This window comes from Dyadobacter sp., from assembly GCF_039919315.1.
GTDB lineage: Bacteria > Bacteroidota > Bacteroidia > Cytophagales > Spirosomataceae > Dyadobacter.
The window spans coordinates 57,032-80,109 of record NZ_JBDSFX010000083.1 but is presented as its reverse complement, the minus strand read 5'-3'; the positions used below and the strand labels follow the sequence as shown (position 1 = coordinate 80,109).

Here is a 23,078-nt window from a genome sequence, read left to right as displayed (position 1 = left end):
CGAAATCATGAAATTACCTGAATTTGCCGTCAAAAATTACCAGTTTACGCTGGTGGTTTTCCTCGCCGTGCTTGCGCTGGGAATCTACTCCTTATTTACAATGCCACGCAGCGAAGACCCTGAAATCCACCCGCCGCAGTTTACAGTTGTGGTGATTTACCCCGGTACCAATCCCAAGGACATGGAGCAGCTGGTAGTGGACCCCATGGAAAAGAAGATCAATGAGCTCGACGACATGAAGCACGTGATCACGGATATCCGCGACGGACTGGCCGTGATGCAGGTACAATATAAGTACAGCAGCGACCCGGACGACAAGTACCAGGAGCTGGTGCGGGAGATCAACAGTTTGCGTGCACAACTACCTGCCGACGTGAGCGACATCCGGATCAACAAGCAGATCCCGTCCGACGTGAGCATTTACCAATACGCGCTGATCAGCGAGAATGCCTCCTATGCGCAAATGAAGAAGTATTCGAAAGAATTTAAGGAGCGCCTGGAAAAGATCAAGACATTGAAAAAAGTGGAATATTCCGGTATTCCAGAACGTGAAGTGAAAGTGAGCCTGAACCTGCAAAAGATCGCCCAGCAAAAGTTGACGCAGAACCAGGTGATCGGTGCGTTACAAAGCGAGAATGTGAATATTCCGGGTGGTAGCATTAGCATGGGTACCAAAAAGTTGAATGTCAAAACGAGTGGTAATTACCGGACTTTGGAAGAAGTCGCCAACACAGTCGTGTCCACAGCCAATGGGAAAATCGTATTACTGAAAGATGTGGCTGAGGTGAAGCTGGGTTATGAAGATGAAACACACATTACCCGTCTGAATGGTTTCCGTTGCAGCTTTGTAAATATCAGCCAGAAAGAAGGGGAGAACATTATCGCGGTTCAGGGGCAGGTGGAGCCCATTGTTGCCAAATTTCAAAAAGAACTTCCATCGAACATTGAATTAGTGAAGGTATTTGACCAGGCTAAGAGCGTGGATACCCGCCTGTCGCATTTCGCCCGGGATTTCGGCATTGCGATTTTGCTGGTACTACTCACATTGCTACCATTGGGAACACGCGCGTCACTGGTCGTGATGATCTCGATCCCGCTTTCGCTGGCGATTGGGCTTACGATCATGAACCTGCTGGGATATAACATTAACCAGCTGAGCATTGTCGGGATGATCGTCGCACTGGGTATCCTGGTGGATGACAGCATTGTGGTCGTGGAAAACATAGAACGTTACCTGCGAATGGGTTACGGGAAGGTAGAAGCGTCCATCAAAGCCTCTTCCCAAATTGGGCTGGCTGTTGTGGGCTGTACGATCCTGTTGATTTTTGCATTCCTGCCGCTGGTTTTCTTACCGGAAGGCGCGGGTGATTTTATCAGAAGTTTACCATTGTCGGTGATTACCACGGTGTTCGCTTCCATGATCGTCTCACTGACGGTCGTGCCGTTTTTATCAAGCGTTATTTTGAAACCGCATGCAAGTGAAGATGGTAACTTCCTTTTGAGAGGCATGAAAAAAGGCATTCACAAAACTTACGGAAGTTTGCTGGATAAGGCTTTAAAATGGCCGATCGTTACCTTGTTGCTGGCCGGGGGAATTTTCGCAGGCTCTCTCGCACTGGTACCGCTCATCGGAAACAGCCTTTTCCCGAAATCAGAAAAACCCATGTTCCTGATAGACATTGAAACGCCGCAGGGTACCAATCTTAAAAAGACCAACGAGGTGACGCGTTATGTTGAAGGGATTTTGAAAAAGGAACCATTGATCACATCGTTTGCTACTAATGTTGGAAAAGGAAATCCGAGGGTTTACTATAATGTGATCCAACGGAATGAAAGTGAGAACTTTGCGGAAATATTTGTTCAGGTTGAAGGCCTGGAAACCGGAGAAAAAGTAGAAGTTATCGAAAAATTGAGGAAGAAACTGGAAAGATATCCAGGTGCCGAAATGAAAGTGAAGGATTTTGAACAGGGACCATTGATCGAAGCGCCGCTGGCGTACCGGATCTACGGTGAAAACCTGGACGATCTCCGCAAAAGCGCTTTCCGGGTAGCGGATATGCTGAGCAAAACAGAGGGTACTATCTATGTCAACAATCCATTGCTGGTGCAGCCGACGGATTTGAAAGTGAAGATCAACAAGGAAAAAGCAGGTACACTGGGCATTTCGTCTTCCGACATCGACCGGACTGTGAGATTGGGCGCAGCCGGGCTGAATGTGGCGACGTACCGCGAGGATGTGGGTAAGGCTGATAATTACAATGTGAATGTATCCGTTTCGAGGAATTCGACCATTCAGGATTACAGTGTTTTTGACAAACTATATGTACCTACTGCATCAGGGGCTAATGTGCCGCTGAAAAACGTAGCGACGATAGAGCTGGAAAGTTCTCCCAACCAGATCCGGCATTACGACAAGGACCGCTACGTAACCGTTTCTTCTTTTGTAAAACCGGGATACAATGTGCAGCGCATGAATGACGACATTACCACCAAGCTGGGCAGTTTCAAATTTGAAAAAGGTCAGACATTTACCGTTGCCGGAGAAAAAGAAAGTCAGGAAGAAAGTTTTGGTGGATTGGGGTTGATCATTCTCGTGACCATATTTGGCTTCCTGGGGGTGCTGATCCTCGAATTCAAGACATTCAAAAGCATTCTGATCGTACTTTCTGTTATTCCATTGGGGATCGTGGGCGGCCTGGCAATGCTGTTTCTGACTGGTGAGACATTATCATTCACCGCAACCATTGGTTTCATCGCACTCGTTGGTATCGAAGTCAAAAACTCACTACTCGTTGTTGATTTTACCAATCAGCTCAGAGAGCAGGGGAAAGGAATTGAAGAAGCCATTATCGAGGCCGGAGAAATTCGTTTCGTACCTATTTTACTCACGTCCATGACCGCTATCGGAGGATTGCTGCCGCTTGTCATCGAGTACAGCGCGCTGTATTCACCATTGGCACTGGTACTGATTGGTGGTTTGATCAGTTCGACTTTGTTATCAAGGCTAGTGACGCCGGTGATGTATAAATTACTGCCACCGACCATTGTGCAGGAAGTGAAGGAAGAGGCGGTGCCGGAATTGCAGTACTAGTTCTCACCCGGAGTCGAAGGGCATTTACACTTCGACTCCGGGTGACAAAAGCACTGTTAACTACGCCTTTTATCTGCGTTGATTTTGTTGGTAAGTTTTAGCAGCGCGCTGCCAAGGCGGTAACTAAAACCTTCGACTTCGCTGGATTTGCTGCCGTACTCGAAGATCAGCTTGTGGGCCATTTCGTCGTAGCTCCACTTCCCTGGCTCGGCTCGCTGCGAGAAGTTTTGTTCTACGGCGCAATCAGTTGGCCGACCGGATTGCGCGTTTTTATCGCAACAGATTTGTGAACCGAAAAAGGCGAGGGCAGCGGAGGCGGCGACCAGTAACAAGAAATTCTTTTGAATCAGCCGGGTGTTCCCGGCATAGTGGTACGCATACGGTGCATTAAGAGTAGATGATTTCATATTCATGGCTAACGGATTTGAGTAGAATTCAAAATTATACCTAAGACAAAAATGCACCTCAAATCGAAGATATGTGAATAGAAAATGTTTAATCCGTGTATTTGGGTATCTGAATCGTAGAATAACAAAGTTAAATCGTAACCGGTACTAGCCGATTTTTGTCAAAAAAGCCTTGATATTGTCACGGTAACCCCTTGTCCATTTGACCTTGTCGCCGGAAGATAAATGAATGATGTACTCACCGTTAAAGTAGGTTTCGAGCTCTGTAATGTAGTTCATGTTGACGATATTGGACCGGCCCACCCGGATCATCACCGATGGATCGAGCCTTCCTTCGAGACTTCCCAGGCTGTCATAAATCGTAAAAACCTTTTGCTGGACCGTATACACCGAAATGTAATTACCATCTGCCGAAAAATGGGTAATGTCGTCTGTCTTGATCGGATACATTTTACCAGCTTCCTTGGCTAATATCCTGTGCAGGTAGGCAGGTTCCGGGACTCGTGGCTCCTTCAAAAGGCTATTGACCAACTCCTCGATCCGCGGCTGGGCTTTCTGACTGAGGCGCTCTTTCACCCGCCCCAGTGACTGATGAAAACGTATTTCGTCGAAAGGTTTGAGCAGATAATCGATCGCATTCACCTCGAATGCGCGGAGTGCGTACTGGTCGTAGGCAGTAGTGAAAACCACGAAAGGCTGATGGTGCGGCCATACTTCCCGTAACACTTCAAAGCCATCAAGTTCAGGCATTTGTATGTCAAGAAAAATAATGTCGGGCCGGTGTTGCAGGATCTTTACCACTGCCTCGGTACCATTGGAAGCCTCGTCGGACACTTCCATCGAATGATCGTGTTTCAGAAAAGTCCGTATCACTTCCCTCGCCAGTATCTCGTCATCTATTATAAGACTGGAATGCTTCATCTTCTGTTCTGATTTTTTTGGGTTGGCCTTGAAAATGTATGGTCACATAAGTACCACCCTCGGAAGGCTGGTCGAAAATAAATTGTGCGTGTTCACCGTAAGCCTGCCGAAGCCTCAGGATGGTGTTTTTTAAGCCTAATCCCATTCCTTTTGAAATTTTGCGTTGATTGGCACCGGTACCATTATCAAATATGACGATCCGTAATCCTTCGTAACTCATTTCCGCTGTAACCCTGATCAATGCATTGGTGGTGACATCGGAAATACCGTGCGTGACCGAATTTTCGACTAACGGTTGCAAAATGAGCTGCGGTACCGGGTACAGCTCGGCCCCCGGATCAATTTTGTATTCGACATGGAGCCGGTCCTGAAACCGGATCTGCTGAATGTCCAGATACTGGCGCGTCAGCATCAGTTCTTCCCGCAAAGGAATGAAATCCGATTGCTGGTTAACAAGTACACTTCGCAAAAGGTCGCTTAATGTGGTGATCATCAGCGTAGCTTTTCTGATGTCGTTTTTCAGCATCAAGCTCACTACGGCATGCAATGTATTAAACAAAAAATGCGGGTTGAGCTGCATTTTCAACGATTGCAGCTGTGCATTGGCGAGCTGGCCACGCAGCTGCTCATTGCTGATCTCGGTCTCAAAATGTTGCTGTTTGAGCTCCTGGTAGCGATAAATGTAGGAAACCTTGTTAAAGCCCACCACCAGCAGCATGTATTGTCCAAAGCTGCCGGTGTAAGCGGTAAAGAGTGAAAAAAGGTAGCTTTCAAACGGCAGGGCTTTACCGATCGCCAGATATAACAATGGATTGGTAATGTACCAGTGAAAGGTGTTGATGAAGATATTCAGGAATGTCACGATCAGCAGATGGTACAAGACAGGTTTGAGCAGCGTGCTCTGCCTTACTTTAAAAGCAATGGGGATTTTGAGCGATGCATAAAGCACCAGCGGCGTGGTCGACCACCAGAACAGACCGTCGAGGAGCCAGATAAATAGTTCGTGACTGCGCATGGCCACGCCTTGTTGCAAAAGCCATAACATGGTGAACTGGCCGAGCGTGATCATGGCAAAAATGCCCCAATAAAAAAATGAATAACGCCAGAATTCCGTCACTGTAAGCGGTAACTTCGATTGGTCAAGGAGGCGCTTAACAAATGTCATGAGCGTATCGGACGATTAACGGGTGATGGATGAGAGGTCTACTGACAAATTTAAATGACGGTGCTCACGTTTTTTACTGTCTTTACGCGAACTGAATAAATGCTTATTTGAAAGTCTTTTTCAGGACATAGTGCGTTAATTGCCGCCATTTTTAACAATATGTTTATTTTTGGAAAAAATGTAATAAAATATTTGTTTCAAAATTTTGTTGTTTAATCGATTAAACTTACATTTGAAAACATTAATTCTTCTTAAATAAGAATAAGTATAAAATATTGAAGATCGATATTTTGTGCATGAAGTACCTCTTCTAAGTTCAGCAGCTTTTAGTCAGTAAATCAATTACCATCAAACCTAACATTTCATTTTTCTGATCCGTTAACATTTAAATTGTTGCTTAATCGTTTAAACAAAAAATTTTAGATTCGGATTGTTCAGAAAGGGGGCCTGCGTGCTCCTGTTTGGTTATTTGCCGGCCGTGGTACCTCGGCTGATGCAAGAATATTGCTTACGTATATCTAGTATCGTTCGTCGGTTCTGCGGCGTAAAGAGCTTCTATTGCCTTTGGTGTTTTCTACTTCAATTTAATCAATCAATGATGGGAAAATATTTTACGATTACGACGTTGCTGCTATGCCTGTGCTGCTTTTCAAGCATCGCTCAAAGCAGCAGGATTACCGGTAAGGTTACCGGCCAGGACAAGGAGCCTCTGCCCGGGGTTAACGTCCTGATCAGCGGTTCTTCACAAGGTACCGTGACGGATTCCGAAGGCAAATTTGCCATCGATGCACCCGTCAACGCGAGCCTGGTTTTTTCCTTTATAGGATATGTAAGTCAAACGGTTAATGTCACTTCCAGATCGGTCGTCGACGTGCAGTTGATCCAGGAATCTCAAAACCTGAATGAGGTAGTGGTCACCGCCCTGGGTATTAAGCGAGAGGCAAAAACGCTGGGTTATGCCACCGCGACAGTGAATGCAGACCAGATCTCGACCAACCGTTCGCCTAATGTCGTGAGCTCATTACAGGGTAAAATGGCAGGTGTGAACATTTCATCGCTTTCGACCGGTCCGGGCGGAACGGCCAAGATCCGTATCCGAGGACAGTCCTCATTTAGTGGGCAAAACAATCCGCTAATCGTCGTGAACGGTGTTCCTATCGACAATTCCAACTATGCGGGAGGCGGTGATTTCGCTCAGCGATCGGCGAACAACTCGGACGGTGGCGACGGACTTTCGAGTATTAACCCCGATGACATTGAGTCCATGACAATACTGAAAGGAGCTACTGCCGCTGCGTTATACGGTTCCCGCGCGAAAGACGGCGTAGTGATGATCACCACTAAAAACCGGGGAACCGGCAAAGGTATCGGTCTGGACTACAACATCAATTTCACGACTGATACACCACTCGATTTCACTGATTTTCAGTACGAATACGGCCAGGGAGAGGGCGGAAAAAGGCCAACCAGCGCTAACCCGACCTCCGGCGTTTGGAGCTTTGGCGAGAAGTTCGAGCCGGGCATGACGCAGACGCTTTTTGACAATGAAACATGGCCCTATCAACCTGTTCGCAATCGTGTGAAACAGTTTTATCGTACCGGTACCAATCTTACCAACACCATTACTGTTTCCAATAATGGTCCAAATGGCGGTTTCAGTCTTTCACTGGCCAATACTGACAACCGTGGTATCGTTGAAAACAATAAATTCAATAAGAAGATCGTCAATCTGGGGTTCACGCAGAATATTTCAAAACGGCTTACGGCATTTGGTAACATCAATTATTCCAAAGAAAAGAACACCAATCCGCCGCAGATCGACGCCCAGGACTTTGCAACTTCAACCGTGATTTTCACGCTGGCGAACTCTATGCCTTTTGATGCATTGAAACAAAATCAAACCCAGCCAAATGGCGACGAGTTTGTCTTTGCAAGGTTTTTGGTAAGAAATAATCCCTATTATGCGCTGAGCCATCACTTCGAAAACATTACCAGGGACCGGCTTTTCGGCAATGTAGCATTGAAATACCAGTTCACTGACTGGTTGTATCTGCAAGGACGGATAGCGCAGGATTTTTACGTTCGTGGCCAGGACTATAACATTCCAAATGGCTACGCACCGATCGCCAAAGCTCCGGTAGGATTTGTAAACGGCTCATTTACACAGGATATTAGAAGAAATACAGAACGGAACCTGGACTTTATCTTGGGAGGAAATCACAACTTCGGCAGCATTGGCGTGGACGTGACACTGGGTGGTAACCAACGTTACGCCAGGATGGATTACAACAGTGTGACTGTGCAGGATTTCATTCAGCCCAATTTGTACACGGTGATGAATGGCCGGGTGAAAAACCCGCTTTATGGACTGTCAGAGAAGAAAATTAACTCATTGTATGGGGCAGCAACTATTTCTTACAAAGAATTTCTTTACCTGAATGTAACTGCCCGTAATGACTGGTTCTCGACGCTCGCGCCACAAAACCGCAGCATTCTGTATCCATCCGTTACCGGTAGCTTTATTTTCTCCCAGGCGTTTAAGGACCTGCCTACGTGGATCACATTTGGTAAGCTGAGAGCAGCGTACGCGCAAGTAGGTTCGGACAACGTGAACCCTTATTCGAATGCATTGTACTACGCGGTGGATAACAATTCATTCCCGAACCCATCGGGCCAGCAGGTACCGGTAGGAGGGATTAACGCTTCCACGGTACCCAACAAAAACCTGAGGCCGCTACGGATCAAGGAAGCGGAAGTAGGGCTGGAAATGAAAATGTTCAATAATCTGATCGGTTTTGATGTGACGTATTATCACAAAACCACAGACGATCAGATACTTGCGGCACAGATTTCCGACGCTTCCTCGTACACCGCGCAGCTTATTAATGTGGGCCGGAGTATGAATAAAGGTCTTGAATTGCTGATCTCAGGTTCACCGGTTAAAACGAAGGATTTCAGCTGGGATGTGAGCTTCAATGTGTCCTACAATACTTCCAAAGTACTCAAACTGGGTTTGGCTGAAAAAGATACCGTCATCACGGTCGGCGGTGGCGGTGGCCGTACGCTCAACATGGTCGTAGGTAAGCCGCTCGGGCAGCTGTACACATTCACCTATTTGCGTGACGCACAGGGGAGACAAGTTTTTGACAAAAACAGTGGTATGCCATTGCGTAACAATACATTAAAGAATGTCGGCAATGCGCTGCCCAAGTATTTTGGTGGGATTACCAACTCATTTACCTACAAAGGATTGATGCTATCCACATTGATAGACTTCAAACTGGGCCATAAACTGATCGCCGGACGGAACATCAATTACATGCGCCACGGACTGTCCAAAAGGACATTACCAGGTCGTGCAGAGGGTTTTGTGATTGGTAATGGTGTGAATCCCGACGGAGAGGTGAATAAAACCAAATCGGCTGTGCAGCCTTTCTATGAATCCATTAATCCGCTGGGAATCAATGAAGATTTTGTTTTCAATGCCGGATTCTGGAAGCTGCGCCAAGTGACCTTAAGTTACGATCTGGGACGGTTCCTACCCGAAAAATTCTTTGTCAAGGGATTGAAGCTGAGTGCTGTGGCAAACAATGTGCTGGTCATTAAAAAGTGGACCGAAAACATGGACCCGGAGGAAATATTGAACTCGTCGGACAATGCAACCGGCCTTGATTTCTGGCCCGGTCTGCCACCGACAAGAAGCATAGGGTTTAATTTGAATGTGAAGTTTTAAAGCATTTAAAAATTGTTTCCAATGAAAACTACAACTAAGTATATACTGTCGATGATTCTTTCGGTCGGGCTGATAACGGGCTGTGATGAAGGATTTGACGAGATCAATACCAACAAAGTTGATCCTACTTCACTTGCGCCCTCGCTGATTCTGAACAAGGCGATCATCAGTACCACCTATCTGGACGGTGTGTCCACGTTGGGTATGCTATGCTATAATTTTGGCATTGTGCAACAGGTGATTACGCCTTATGGCAGCTCATTGTCGGGCGGGAATTACAATCAGTTCAACAATGCGAACACACCGCTGGTATGGGTGAATTTTTACCGAAATGTGATCAAGCAAGTCGTGGCGGTGACCGACCAGACCAAGGCCGATCCCATGCAGGTCAACACCTACAATGCGGCCAGGATTTGGAAAGCCTACGCATTCATGATCCTGACTGATACGTATGGGGATATACCTTATTTCGAAGCCGGCCAAGGTTACATCAGCGAAGTGATCAGACCCAAGTATGATGCACAAGAAGCCATTTATAAAGATATTTTAAAAGAACTGGACGAAGCTTCCACCGCTCTGGACGTTGCTCAGCCTGCTGTTACCACCGATATTTTGTATGGCGGCAATGTCGCAAGATGGAAGAAACTGGGGCGCTCGCTCATGCTCCGGGCGGCGATGCGGTTGTCAAAAGCAGATCAAGCCACGGCAAAAACTTATGTAACGAAAGCCGTAGCAGGTGGATTGTTTGAAAGTAATGCCGACAATTCGATCATTCGCCATACCGCGATTTACAATAATTACATTGCCAATCACCTCGCTGCGCGGGAGAAAACCAATTTTTATCTGGCGGCACCTTTTGTAAATTATTTAAAAGAAAACAATGACCCGCGATTGCCGGTTATGGCCGTGCGGTACGTGGGAGCAAAAGGTGGTCCCGAGCAAACAGGCGCCCGCGCGTCCTCCGACCCGAAAGTGCAGATAGGAATGCCTATGGGCTATAATGATGTGACGATCAATAGTGTACTGGCGGAAAACGGTGTAGCAAGTCTCTGGGATTTTACACAGATCAATTTAACGACTGTGCTCAAACTGGATGCTCCCGAGTTTCACGTTACCTATGCTCAAAATCAGTTGCTGCTGGCCGAGGCAGCGTTTCGTGGGTGGGTTTCAGGAGAAGCTGCGGATTATTTCGCCAAGGGGGTACGCGCACACCTGGAACAAATGGCCCAGTACGACGTCAATGCGGCCATTAAGGAAGATGCCATCGTCGCATACCTCAAAGCACATCCGCTGGATAATGCCAAAGCATTGGATCAGATCAATACGCAATATTGGGTAGCATCCTTCCTGGACGGTAACGAGTTGTTTGCCAATTTCAGAAGAAGTGGCTTTCCTGCATTGAAGAAAAATCCATATCCCGGATCGGAGATCAAAGAGGACTTTATCCGCCGTATGCCTTACCCGGATAGTGAGATCATTGTCAACCTGCAAAATGTCAACGACGCCAATGCGCGCCAGGGCCCCAACGACCTTAACACGAGGGTTTGGTGGGATAAAAAATAAACCTTTAACCATTTTTTCATTTACCAAAACAGATATGAACGATTCTGGATTTAGCCGTCGTGATACGATGAAAGCATTGGGCCTGAGCGGTTCAGCAGGATTATTGGGATTGTTTGGCGGAATGTCCGACGCAAAGGCGAGGGACCAAAAAGAGACGCCTTCCTATACCAAAGCCATGAAACCCGTGACTATCAAAAGCGTGAGGGCGATAGCCACAGCGCCACAGGGCTCCAACCTGATCGTCGTTAAAGTGGAAACCTCGGAGCCTGGACTTTACGGGCTCGGCTGCGCCACTTTCACGCAGCGGGCGGCCGTAGTACTAGTGGCGATCAATACCTATCTCAACGAATTTTGCGCCGGAAGGGACGTCGATAACATTGAAGATATCTGGCACGGCGCCTATGTAAGTTCCTATTGGCGCAACGGCCCTGTACTTAACAATGCCCTCAGCGGCCTGGATCAGGCGCTTTGGGACATTAAGGGAAAACGCGCCGGTATGCCGCTGTATCAATTGCTGGGCGGAAAAGTACGTTTTGCAGTGCCGTGCTACACGCACGCCAACGGCAACACGCCCGAGGCGACGGTGGAGAGTGTGAAGGGTATTATGGAACGCGGTTTCAAATACATCCGTATCCAGCAAGGCGGCTATGGAGCGGTAGGAAGCACAGCCGAGCAGCCAGATTTTAAAAAAGAGAACTTCGGCGGACCGACGGACAATTTTATGAATGAAAACACCTACCTCAAAGCCATTCCCAAGCTATTCGAAGCAGTGAGGAAGAGCTGCGGGGAGGAGATAGAGCTGCTGCACGACATTCACGAACGGGTACAGCCGATGAATGCGATCAATATGATCAAAAAGCTGGAAGACTATAATCCGTTTTTCATAGAAGATCCATTCTCGCCCGAAAACATGAAATGGTTCAAATTGCTGAGACAGAGCACTACTGTACCACTCGCGATGGGAGAGCTTTTCAACAACGTCAATGAATTCGTAGAGCCGATGGTAAACCAATGGTTTGACTTCATCCGCATCCACGTTTCCCAGATCGGCGGTGTTACCCCGGCGATGAAAGTGGCGCGGTTGGGTGAATGGTTTAATGTAAAAACAGCCTGGCATGGTCCGGGGGACGTTTCGCCGGTGGGCCACTCCGCACACGCGCACATTGACCTGGCGGTTTGGAACTTTGGTATCCAGGAAGCAGTGCAGTTCAATGAGAAGACCCTGGAAGTTTTCTCCGGCTGCCCGACGATGAAAAACGGCTATATGTCCGTCAACGAAGTGCCGGGAATAGGGGTAGATATTAACGAAAAAGAAGCCGCCAAATACCCGATCACCACCAAATCCAACTGGCAAGTGAGAAAGTTCGACGGAACGCTCATACGACCATAGGCCCAGCCATCTCATGTACGCCATCCCATATATCTCATGAAAAAAACATCCCTGAAAGACATCGCACAAAAGGCAGGCGTTTCCACCGCGCTGGTATCGTATGTCCTCAACGGGAAGGAAAAAGAGACGAGAGTGGGTGAGGCTATCGCTCACAAGATCAGGGAACTGGCTAAGGAAATGAACTACCAGCCCAATCATCTGGCCAAGAGCCTGAGGAGCGGGAAGACACACACGATCGGGCTGATCATTGCGGACATTTCTAACCCGTTTTTTGCCAATATCGCGCGGGTAGTGGAGGATGAAGCGAAGCGGAATGGATATACGGTCATCATAGGAAGCTGCGACGAAAATGCTGATAAATCGTGGGACCTGCTGAATGTGCTCATTAACCGGCAGGTCGACGGTTTTATCATTGTTTCCTGCGAAGGCTCCGAAAATCAGATCCATTACCTGAAAGAAAGGAACATTCCGTTTGTGCTGCTGGACAGGCATTTTCCCGATATCCAGACTGATTTTGTGGCCACTAATAACTACAAGGCATCCTACGACGCCGGTATTCACCTCATTAAGGGAGGATATACTCACATTGGTCTAATGGCTTATAAATCAGATATGTATCACATGGAGGAGCGTATCAGGGGTTACAAACATGCATTGCAGGACAACCAGATCGAATTTCAGAGCAGCTGGTTGAAAGAAGTACAGTTTGAAAGTATGGACCACGAAGTAAAGACAGCCATTGACGAAATCCTTGCGCTGGATCACAAAGTAGATGCGCTCATTTTCGCAACCTATGGTCTGGCAATCAACGGATTGAAATACATCAATGAACTGCGCCTGAAAGTTCCGTCCGACCTGGCGATCGTGAGTTTTGGCCAGGCCGAGGTTTTCGATCTGTACTATTGTCCGATCACCTACATGCGTCAGCCTTTGGAAATGCTGGGTAAGACATCGGTGGAATATCTGTTGAAAAAACTCAAAAACCCCGACGAAGGAATGAAGCAGATCCTCATGGAAGCCAAGTTGATCGCGAGGGATTCGTCGTTCGCCAAATCAGTCTGGGTGAAATAATTTTTTGCCACAATTGCTTAATCGATTAATGAACAACCGGTTGCAAAAAGATGATTTTTCAAAATCCTGATGTGGAAAATTTAGCATGCATGGGGGCACCTACGGAGCCCTATTCGAAACGCATCATTCTTCCTAGAAACAGGAAGCCCGTCCCGGGCTACATGTAGATGCTCGTATGGCATACCTGTTTCTAGAAAATGACGATAAGTATCGAAACAAAGGGCCCCGGCGTCCCGGGCTACATGTAGATGCCCGTAGGGCATACCTGTTTCTAGAAAATGACGATGAATATCGAAACAAAGGGCCCCGGCGGGGCCACCTGTTTCTAGGAAATGATAACGCATTGAAAACAAAATGCCCCAGCGGGGCAACCTGTTTGTAACAAACCAACGATAAAAGAAAATGCAAAGGAGAAACTTTATCAAATCAGCAATACTGGGTTCTACGGCCATTGCGGCAGGCTTTCCGCTGATCAAGGCAGAGGCTGCGTCCAAAATGAAAATCACCAAAATCCGCTACTATGCTGCCCCCGGTTATAACAAACCGCTCTTTAACCAGGCGCGCGGCATTGTGGAAATTGAAACGGATGGCGGTATCATCGGAATTGGAGAGGGCGGTTCGAAAGATATGATCGAGCAATGTGCCCAGATGATGATCGGCGAAGATCCGTTCCGCATTGAACACATCTGGCAAAACGTGTATCGCGGTATGTTCTATCCGCCCGGACGCGAGAAATTACACGCCCTCGGCGCATTGGAAATGGCATTATGGGACATTAAGGGGAAAGCATTGAATGTGCCTGTATATGAACTGCTTGGCGGCGCTACCCGCGATTATGTGGAATGCTACGCGACCGGTTTCAGGGCGTCGAAGGCAAAAACGGAGGAGGAGAGAGCAAGGGATTGCATTGAAGCAGGATTAAGGGCTTACCGCATTGGCCCGACAGGCGGTAATGGCGACGAACCGTTTGATTTTTACGATAATGTCAAAAAGACCATTGAGTTCTGCAAGAGAATCGACGCGGCTGTTGGCGGCGGCGGGAAGTGGGCCATTGACCTGCATACCCGTTTTGACCTGACGGATGGCTTAAAGATCTGCACGGCGCTGGAAGACCTGGAACCCTACTTCATCGAAGATATAGTGCGATCTGAAAATCCAGCTGTTTATAAAAATGTAAGATCTATGACCAAAGTTCCTATTGCGGTTGGCGAGCAGTTCGGAGATCGCTGGGATACCAATGAGCTGATCGAAAACCGGCTGATCGATTACACCCGGTTTACATTACCGAATACGGGCGGCATTGGTGAGTTCAAGAAGATCGCTTCCATGTGCGAAACACATTATGTAGGCATGATCCCGCACTTTACCGGCCCGCTGTCCACGGCCACGCTGGTACATGTGTTGGGTTCGAGCAGCCCTTCGAGGGCATTGATGGAACTGGGTGGCGGCGAGCCTGAACGTCCGCCGTACTTCAATGAGGATTTTATCAATTTCAAAAACGGCAAGTTGTATCTCAACGATGCGCCGGGACTGGGAGTGAAATTTGATCCTAAGAAGGCGACGTTTGTGATGGAAGTGAAAGAGAAAACCAAGTTTCCGCATCCTATATTGAAAGCCCCTGATGGTTCGATTCATAACTGGTAAAATAAACAAGACTTGGCAAGCTTGTAGACTTACCAAGTCTTTCTAAACCCTTAATTCAATGAAACAAAAACAATCCGGCATTTCGCGAAGGAATGCGATTCAATCGGTACTGGGCATTGCTGCTACCGGCACATTGCTTTTACCCAAAACTTCCTACGCCACTGCTCCCGAACCTTTCCGCGAGTACGGCAAAGTGAAGATCACAAAACTGGAAACGATCCTCATCAAACCGAGATGGATCTTCCTGAAAATCCACACGGACGCAGGCGTAGTCGGTCTGGGAGAGCCGCTGCTGGAAGGCCGCGCGCTCACCATCAAAACGGCCATTCAGGAAGTGGAACCTTATTTGATTGGTAAGGATCCAAGGCAGGTCGTGCATCATTGGCAGGCGATTTACCGGCACGCATTTTACCGTGGCGGTCCTATTCTGACCAGCGCATTAAGCGGCATTGACCAGGCATTGTGGGACATCAAAGGCAAGCTCCTGAATGTGCCCATTTACGAATTGTTGGGCGGGCCTACCCGCGACCGTGTACGTGTGTATGGACGTGCGGCCAATGCGGATGATATGAAAAAAAGGAAGGCCGAAGGTTTTACGGTCATCAAAACCGGTGTGGCCAAAAAGAACCCGGCCAACATTGTTGAAAATCCCGCATTCATCAGGTATGCATCCGATAATTTTGCTTCGCTCCGTGAGGCTGGCGGCCCGGAAATGGACATTGGGATTGATTTTCACGGTTCGATTTCGCCGCAAACGGCCAAGGTACTGATCAAGGAATTGGAACAGTACCAGCCAATGTTTATCGAGGAACCCTGCCAGGCGCAGAATGTGGACACGATGGTGGAGATCGCCAAAGGGACGCATCTGCCGATTGCTACCGGTGAAAGGATTTTTACCAAATGGGGCTTCCGGGAGATTCTTGAAAAAGGGGCTGCCAGTATCATTCAGCCCGACCTTTGCCACGCTGGCGGAATTACCGAGGGCAGGCTTATTGCGGGCATGGCAGAGGCCTATTATGTTCCTATTGCCCCCCATAATCCAATGGGCCCGATCTCCCTGGCCACCGGACTGCAACTTGCCGCTAGCATTCCCAATTTCCTTGTTCAGGAGCAGGTAACACTCGGCGAAGGCTATCTCAAAGAACCATTTAAACTACAAAAAGACGGTACCGTTCTGATCCCGACCAAACCCGGCCTGGGTATTGAGCTTGATGAGGATCAATTGAAAGAAAAAATCGGCCACGACTGGAAAAATCCGGAGACATACAATGCGCTGGATGGTTCGGTCGTGGACTGGTAATCAAGTGTGTATTCCCATTTTTTATATAAACATCTATTTTCAACGACCATGAGAAAACTTGTAAGTTTAGTCTTATTGCATCTCATTCTGAGCCAAAGCTATGTCTTTGCCCAGAACAGCAGAGTGACGGGAAAAGTGAGTGACCAGGACAATGCAGCCCTGCCGGGTGTAAGCATCCTGCTCAGCGGAACCTCGCAGGGAACAGTAACGGACGGGGAGGGTAATTTTGTGATCAATGCGCCGGGAAACGGTAGTCTGGTTTTTTCCTTTATCGGATACCAAAGCCAGACCGTCGCCATTAACAATCGCTCGGTGGTGGATCTGCAACTGATCCAGGAGTCGCGGAGTTTGGGAGAACTGGTAGTGGTAGGGTATGGTACCCAGAAGAAAACCGATGTGACAGGTGCATTGTCGGTCGTGTCTACGCGTGAGTTTGCGCAGCAGCCCATTACCCGGCTCGACCAGGTGCTGCAGGGACGTGCGGCCGGTGTGCAAGTGACGCAGTCAAATGGTGCACCGGGCGGGGACTCACGTGTACGGGTACGTGGGGCCAATTCTGTTTTGGGTAATAATGATCCATTGTATGTGATCGACGGTTTTGTGGGCGCCAATTATGGTTTGCTCAATCCTGCCGACATTGAATCCATTCAAATCTTGAAAGATGCGGCGTCGACATCCATTTATGGTAGTCGCGGTGCCAATGGTGTGGTCATTATCACTACCAAAAAAGGAACAAAAGGCATTAAGGTAACTTACGAGGGACAGGGCAGTGTTTCCAATGTGGTTAAGACTTTTGACATACTGCCGGCCGGGGAATTTGCTGAAATAGTGAATGCCCGCGCCATTGCGACCGGTTCCAACACTCCCTTCACAGAAGCACAGATTGCAGATTTTAAAAAGAATGGCGGTACCGACTGGCAGGATTTGATTTACAGAAAAGGCAGCGGCCAGCAGCAGCAGGTAACCGTTTCGGGGGGTAATGAAAAAACCTCGTTTCTTATCTCGGGAAATTTTGTAAAACAAAAAGGTATCGTTGAAAACACAGGTTTTAAACGATATGTGCTGCGTACCAATTTGAATACGCAGATTAACAAAAAAGCGACTTTGCGACTGAATATGTCGGGTGCGAAATCGGCAAACCATAATACCGACGGCGGTGGCCCGCTGATCGAGGCATTGCAGTGGGCGCCTACTACGCCAGCTTATGGCACGGATGGCCAACCCACATTTGCCGACCCGATCGGTTCCGTTTCCAGAAGTCCGTTGGATCAGCTTTATGACAAATCCAATGACATTGAGCGCATGAACATCAATGCGATTGGTGGGCTGAACTATCAGTTACCGATCAAGGGTTTGTCGCTGGATCTGCAATATGCGATCAACTACCTGAATGCGCAGAACAAGAATTTCACAGGTAAGAGACTTTCGAACAACAACCCGAGCGCTACGCGTTACTCGTCGGAGCAGGTTACTTTGCAGAATACCAATGCATTAAATTACAGTACCACCATTGGGAACCATTCCATCACAGCGGTAGCAGTGCTGGAAACGCAGCAGCTTACCGACCGGAATTTCACTGCCACGGCAACCGGCTTGCGGTTTCCGCAATTGGGATACAACAACATCGGTGGTAATTCTGCGGCAACAGTTAATTCTGCTTTTTCCAAATGGACATTGCTTTCGCTTTTGGGAAGGGTTAACTATGCATTCAAAGACAAATATTTATTGACTGCGGCGATCAGAAGGGACGGATCTTCGAAGTTTAGCAAAGACAACCGCAATAGCGTGTTCCCGTCGGTGGCGGTAGGCTGGCGGCTTTCTGAGGAGGAATTTATCAAAAACCTCAATTTTTTCAGCAACCTGAAAATTCGTGGGAGCTGGGGGATGACTGGTAGCCAGGCGATTAACCCGTATGCGACATTGTCAGCTTACAGTACCACGCAGGTTGCATTCAACAACACGGCGGTGACGGCTGGTGTGATCCAGGGAAATCAGGGAAATAAAAACCTGAAATGGGAAACTACCCGCCAGACTGACGTGGGTATTGAGATGGAATTCCTGAATGGTCGCATTCACGTGGAAGCTGATTATTTTCACAAAAACACAACCGATCTGCTGCTGAATGTGGCATTGCCCAACTATGCGGGTGGCGGAACGCAGACGAGGAATGTCGGTGAAATTGAAAACAAAGGGTTTGAATTGGCCATAGGCGGCACTCCGATTGAAAGCGGCAAATTCAGCTGGGAGACTAACCTGAATTTTTCGACATTGAAAAATAAGGTACTAAGTCTGGGTGGACTGCCACGGCTGGGTACGGGCACAGGAGCTGGTGGCGGAATGTCCATTACCAATGAATTTATGTTAAAGCCCGGTGAACCGCTTGGTTCGTACTGGGGACTGAACTACCTGGGCACTTTCAAACCCAATGAGGCCGATATCGCCGCCAAGCAGGGCCGGGTACCGGGTGATCCGCATTACCAGGATGTAAATGGTGATAACATTATTACCACAGATGACTTCCAGATCGTTGGACGCGCATTCCCCAAGCTGACCGGTGGCTGGAACAATACATTCACTTACAGTGGATTAACATTGAATGTATTTTTCCAGGGCGCATTTGGGTTAGACAAACTCAATTATACCAGGGCTGGCGCGATGTCAGGCTCCGGGGAAGCACGGCAATTTTTGCTGACCGAGATCCGTGATTACTACCGTCCGGGCAATGAAGATTCGGACATTCCGGCATTTACCAAAACTTATCAGCCATTCACGCAGTCGAGCAGGTTTATTGAAAATGGTAGTTATGTGAGGTTGAAAAACGTAAGCCTTTCCTACAACATTCCGGGCTCTATTTTCCGGGACAAAGCCTCAGTTCGTGTTTTCGCAAGCGCAACGAACATTCTGACCTTTACCAAATACACCGGCCCCGATCCTGAATCCAGCAATGTAGGTTCAAACACGGATACAGCCATGGGTATCGATCGCGGGTCATATCCGAATGCAAAGGTTTACACTGTAGGATTAACTCTTGGATTCTAAAATTGAAAACTATCATGAAAAAACTAAATATATATTTCCTCGCATCCTTGCTGCTGATTGGCTCGGGTTGCGAAAATTACCTGGAAGAAGATACTACGGGACTTCTTTACGGTGAAAACGTGCTGTCCACGCAAGATGGTCTGGAATCTGCCCTTACTGGTGCTTACAAGGGCTTGGGTTCGCAGTGGAGCTACGGATTTATTCACCCTTCGGCTACTGCGGCCACCATTGGTAGCGACGATGTGACGACCCACCCGGCGAGTAACAAAGCCGACTGGCGCGAGTTTGACCAATTCGCTGTTTCTACGACCAACCAGCGTTCCAATGCGGTGTATAATGGTTGTTACAAAGCCATTCAAGGTGCTAATAATGTGATCAATAACTATGAAAAAACGGTGGGTACCAAGGCCACCATAGACATTATTGTGGGCGAGGCGCATTTTATCCGGGGATTCTCATATTACTGGCTAACGCGTTTCTGGGGCAATATTCCGCTGATTACGGCAGGTGAATATTCCGATGATCTGCTGACGGTTGGGAAATCAACACCGCAACAGGTTTACGATCTGATAATTGCCGATCTGAAAATTGCGGAGACCAATTTGCCTAATACGAAACGCGATCCGGGACGTCCCAATAAAGGTTCCGCAAAGGCATTCCTGGCCGATGTGTACCTGACTATGGCAGGCTGGCCTTTGAAACAGACCGACAAATACGACCTGGCTGCTGCCAAAGCGAAGGAAGTGATTGATAATAAAGCTTTATATGGTTTTGAGTTGTTACCGACATTTGCTGCCGTGTTTGAAAACGATCCTGCATCGTCGGGAACAAAGGAATCGGTGTTTCAAATCAGCGGATTCGCGGCTGGGAGCGGAACTGCGAATGCTACTTACGGTAATACTACGATGCCGGGAGAAGAAGGCGGCTGGGACGATATGTTTGCCGAGCTGAACTTCTTCCGCGACTTTCCCGCTGGCCCGCGCAAGGATGCAACATTCCGCACTGAATTTGGTCTGGGTGCTACCAAAATTCCATGGCAGAGTAGTCTGACCAAGCATCCCTATTATGCCAAGTGGTACATTAAAGGCAACATTGTCACATCCAGTATTTCGCTGCCATCGGTCATGATGCGCTACCCGCACGTCCTGACCGTTTACGCGGAAGCCAAAGCTCGCGGCACCGGCGGTCCTGATCAGGCGGCTTACGATGCATTGAACCAGGTTAGACTGCGAGGCTGGGCCGCTGGCACCAAAGCACTTTCCGCAGCTGACGGGCTGAGTGCTGCACAGTTTGCCGACGAGGTGATCAAAGAGCGGGCGTGGGAGTTTGCCTGCGAAAGAACCCGCTGGTTTGACCTGATCAGGCTGGAAAAATTGGAGGAGGCCAATGCGAAAAAGAGCGCCGACGATCTGCAACCCATTAAACCGATCACGAAAGCGAATTACTGGTTTCCGCTTCCTTACACGGATACTTCAATCAACCCGAATTTGAATTAAATGAAATTTCTTCCTTTTCTGATGCTGGCATTCCTGTTGTGCGGGCTAAGACTTGCCAAGTCTCCAAGACTTGGTAAGTCTAATGGTGGTAAGTCTGAAAGCAAGGACCAGGACTGGCCAGTATACGGCGGCAATAACGCCGGAAACCGCTATTCCTCCTTAAACCAAATCAATAAAGACAATGTCAAAAACCTGCAACTAGCCTGGACATTTGACACGGGGGAAAACAAAAACCCGCAGGAAAGAGGAATGGACATGCAATGTCAGCCGATCATTGTCAATGGCATTATGTACGGTACCACGCCGCGTCTGAAAGTATTCGCAGTGGAAGCCGCAACTGGAAAAGAACTTTGGAAATTTGATCCTTTTGAAGGAAAACGGCCAAGGTTTCATCCGGTGCGTGGTGTTACTTACTGGTCGGAAGGGAATGACAAACGCATATTGTTCACCGCAGGAGCTACATTGTTTGCGATCAATGCGGAGAATGGGCAGTTGGTGAAGGATTTTGGCAACAATGGCGAGGTTGATTTTCATGACGGTCTCGGCGACGAGAAAACTTACGGTTATGATATTAATAATTTCAATATCAGAAACACGACGCCCGGTGTTGTTTTCAAAAACCTTTTCATTACCGGTTCTTCCGTATCCGAGGGCGGGGATGCATTACCTGGTCACATACGTGCATTCGATGTGCGTACGGGTAAGGTGGCCTGGATTTTCAGGACAATCCCTTTGCCGGGCGAATATGGGTATGATACCTGGGCCAAGGATTCTTACAGAAAACTGGGCGGTGCTAATTGTTGGGCGGGAATGGTGCTGGATGAAAAGCGCGGGACCGTGTTTTTAGGAACCGGCTCTCCATCTGTGGATTTTTATGGAGGAGCGAGAAAAGGTACTAATCTCTTTGCCAATTGCGTGATTGCATTGAATGCGCAAACCGGTAAGCGGATCTGGCATTTTCAGACCGTGCACCACGATCTTTGGGACCGGGATATTCCCTGTCCGCCCAACCTGATCACGGTGAAGCATCAGGGCAAAACGATCAACGCGGTGGCACAGGCTACGAAAGACGGCTATATTTTTGTCTTTGATCGTGATACTGGCAAGCCTCTTTTTCCGGTCAAGGAAGTTCCAGCGCCGGTAGCCGGCGCGCTACCCGGCGAGCAGCCCTGGCCCACTCAACCTGTACCGCTAAAGCCGGCACCATTCGCGAACCAGATTCTGACAGAGGCTGACATCACGACCCGCACAGCAGAGGCACACGCCTATGTGCTCGACCGGTTTGCTACAAGCAACAAAGGTCTCAAAAACCAGCCTCCCGATCTGCAAGGAGGCTTGCTCTATGGCATAGGAGGCGGAGCGGAATGGGGTGGGACTGCCGCCGATCCCAACGGAATCATGTACGTGAACGGCAATAATATGCTCTGGTGGCTCAAAATGCGGGATGCTCGGGAAAAAGCGGATGGCCAGGCATTGTCAAAAGGAGCTGTTTTGTTCAATACGAACTGCGCGGCATGCCATGCTACGGATAGCAAAGCGTCAACTGCTCAGGCGCAGGCTTATCCGGTTTTAAAGGATATTGGTAAAAAGATGAACCGCGAACAGATAGGCACATTGCTGGAAACCGGCCGCGGAAGGATGCCTTCCTTTCAGCACATTGCAAAAGAAGACCGGGCAGCGATCATTAATTTTCTGCTCAATATGGAAATCAAACCTGCTGCCAACGACATTCACGCGCAATCTCAGGAAACGGCTGAAAAAAAGAACGCCAGTTTTCCCTTCGCACCGCCTTATGTGAACAATGGTAATGTGCAGTTTCGTGACCAGGACAATTATCCTGCGATCAAACCTCCCTGGGGCACATTGAATGCGGTGGACTTGAATACCGGCGAATATTTATGGAAGGTGACGCTGGGCGAATATCCGGAATTGACAAAACAGGGAATTCCGCCGACTGGTACCGAAAATCACGGCGGTCCGATCGTTACGGCGGGCGGACTATTGTTCATAGCGGCTACTTATGATGAAAAACTACGCGCTTTTGACATGAAGACAGGAAAAGTTGTGTGGGAATACAAGCTTCCTGCCGGAGGTTTTGCGACGCCGGTGACTTATATGGTCAATGGAAAGCAATATATTGCCATTGCGGCGGGTGGGACGAGATATGGATTAAAACCTGGCGGCACCTATGTCGCGTTCGCGCTGCCGAGATAGATTTAACGGGACTTGCCAAGTCTGCAAGACTTGGTAAGTCTTTT

Annotated in this window: 13 protein-coding genes; 10 read left to right on the top strand and 3 right to left on the bottom strand. The window is 48.3% G+C overall.

All coding sequences use genetic code 11. The annotated features are described in order from the left end of the window. Positions 1-7: 7 nt before the first annotated feature. Positions 8-3,091, top strand: coding sequence for an efflux RND transporter permease subunit (locus ABIO93_RS22800; protein ID WP_348071982.1), 3,084 nt, complete (start codon positions 8-10; stop codon positions 3,089-3,091). A 56-nt stretch (positions 3,092-3,147) separates the two neighbouring features. Here ABIO93_RS22800 and ABIO93_RS22795 read toward each other — a convergent pair whose 3' ends face one another. From ABIO93_RS22795 to ABIO93_RS22785, 3 genes are all read right to left on the bottom strand, one after another. Next, positions 3,148-3,504: a hypothetical protein gene (locus ABIO93_RS22795; RefSeq protein ID WP_348071980.1), complete on the bottom strand. Its 357-nt coding sequence runs from the start codon at positions 3,502-3,504 to the stop codon at positions 3,148-3,150. Positions 3,505-3,645: 141 nt separating this feature from the next. Further along, the gene (locus ABIO93_RS22790; protein WP_348071978.1) at positions 3,646-4,419 is read right to left on the bottom strand and encodes a LytTR family DNA-binding domain-containing protein; all 774 of its coding nucleotides are present in this window, start codon (positions 4,417-4,419) and stop codon (positions 3,646-3,648) included. Further along, positions 4,391-5,584, bottom strand: coding sequence for a histidine kinase (locus ABIO93_RS22785; RefSeq protein WP_348071976.1), 1,194 nt, complete (start codon positions 5,582-5,584; stop codon positions 4,391-4,393). The genes ABIO93_RS22790 and ABIO93_RS22785 overlap by 29 nt, the downstream gene beginning before the upstream one ends. A gap of 598 nt (positions 5,585-6,182) precedes the next feature. Here ABIO93_RS22785 and ABIO93_RS22780 point away from each other — a divergent pair. The 9 genes from ABIO93_RS22780 (at position 6,183) to ABIO93_RS22740 (ending at position 23,034) form a co-directional block, all read left to right on the top strand. Next, the gene (locus tag ABIO93_RS22780) at positions 6,183-9,317 is read left to right on the top strand and encodes a SusC/RagA family TonB-linked outer membrane protein (protein WP_348072134.1); all 3,135 of its coding nucleotides are present in this window, start codon (positions 6,183-6,185) and stop codon (positions 9,315-9,317) included. A 21-nt stretch (positions 9,318-9,338) separates the two neighbouring features. After that, positions 9,339-10,880, top strand: a complete 1,542-nt coding sequence (locus ABIO93_RS22775) for a SusD/RagB family nutrient-binding outer membrane lipoprotein (protein WP_348071974.1) — start codon at positions 9,339-9,341, stop codon at positions 10,878-10,880. Between the two features lie 34 nt (positions 10,881-10,914). Beyond that, positions 10,915-12,270 carry an enolase C-terminal domain-like protein gene (locus ABIO93_RS22770; protein WP_348071972.1) on the top strand — a complete coding sequence of 452 codons (1,356 nt, stop codon included), beginning with the start codon at positions 10,915-10,917 and terminating at the stop codon, positions 12,268-12,270. Positions 12,271-12,306: 36 nt separating this feature from the next. Continuing rightward, the gene (locus tag ABIO93_RS22765; RefSeq protein ID WP_348071970.1) at positions 12,307-13,341 is read left to right on the top strand and encodes a LacI family DNA-binding transcriptional regulator; all 1,035 of its coding nucleotides are present in this window, start codon (positions 12,307-12,309) and stop codon (positions 13,339-13,341) included. Between the two features lie 402 nt (positions 13,342-13,743). After that, a complete protein-coding gene (locus ABIO93_RS22760) occupies positions 13,744-14,985 on the top strand; it encodes a mandelate racemase/muconate lactonizing enzyme family protein (RefSeq protein ID WP_348071968.1) in 1,242 nt (413 codons plus the stop codon). A 58-nt stretch (positions 14,986-15,043) separates the two neighbouring features. Next, on the top strand, positions 15,044-16,285 hold the full coding sequence (gene dgoD, locus ABIO93_RS22755) for a galactonate dehydratase (protein WP_348071966.1): 1,242 nt from the start codon (positions 15,044-15,046) through the stop codon (positions 16,283-16,285). Positions 16,286-16,333: 48 nt separating this feature from the next. Next, complete coding sequence (locus tag ABIO93_RS22750) at positions 16,334-19,324, top strand: TonB-dependent receptor (protein ID WP_348071964.1); 2,991 nt, start codon at positions 16,334-16,336, stop codon at positions 19,322-19,324. Positions 19,325-19,338: 14 nt separating this feature from the next. Continuing rightward, a complete protein-coding gene (locus ABIO93_RS22745; RefSeq protein ID WP_348071962.1) occupies positions 19,339-20,820 on the top strand; it encodes a RagB/SusD family nutrient uptake outer membrane protein in 1,482 nt (493 codons plus the stop codon). Next, positions 20,821-23,034, top strand: coding sequence for a PQQ-binding-like beta-propeller repeat protein (locus tag ABIO93_RS22740; protein WP_348071959.1), 2,214 nt, complete (start codon positions 20,821-20,823; stop codon positions 23,032-23,034). The last annotated feature ends 44 nt before the right edge of the window (positions 23,035-23,078 follow it).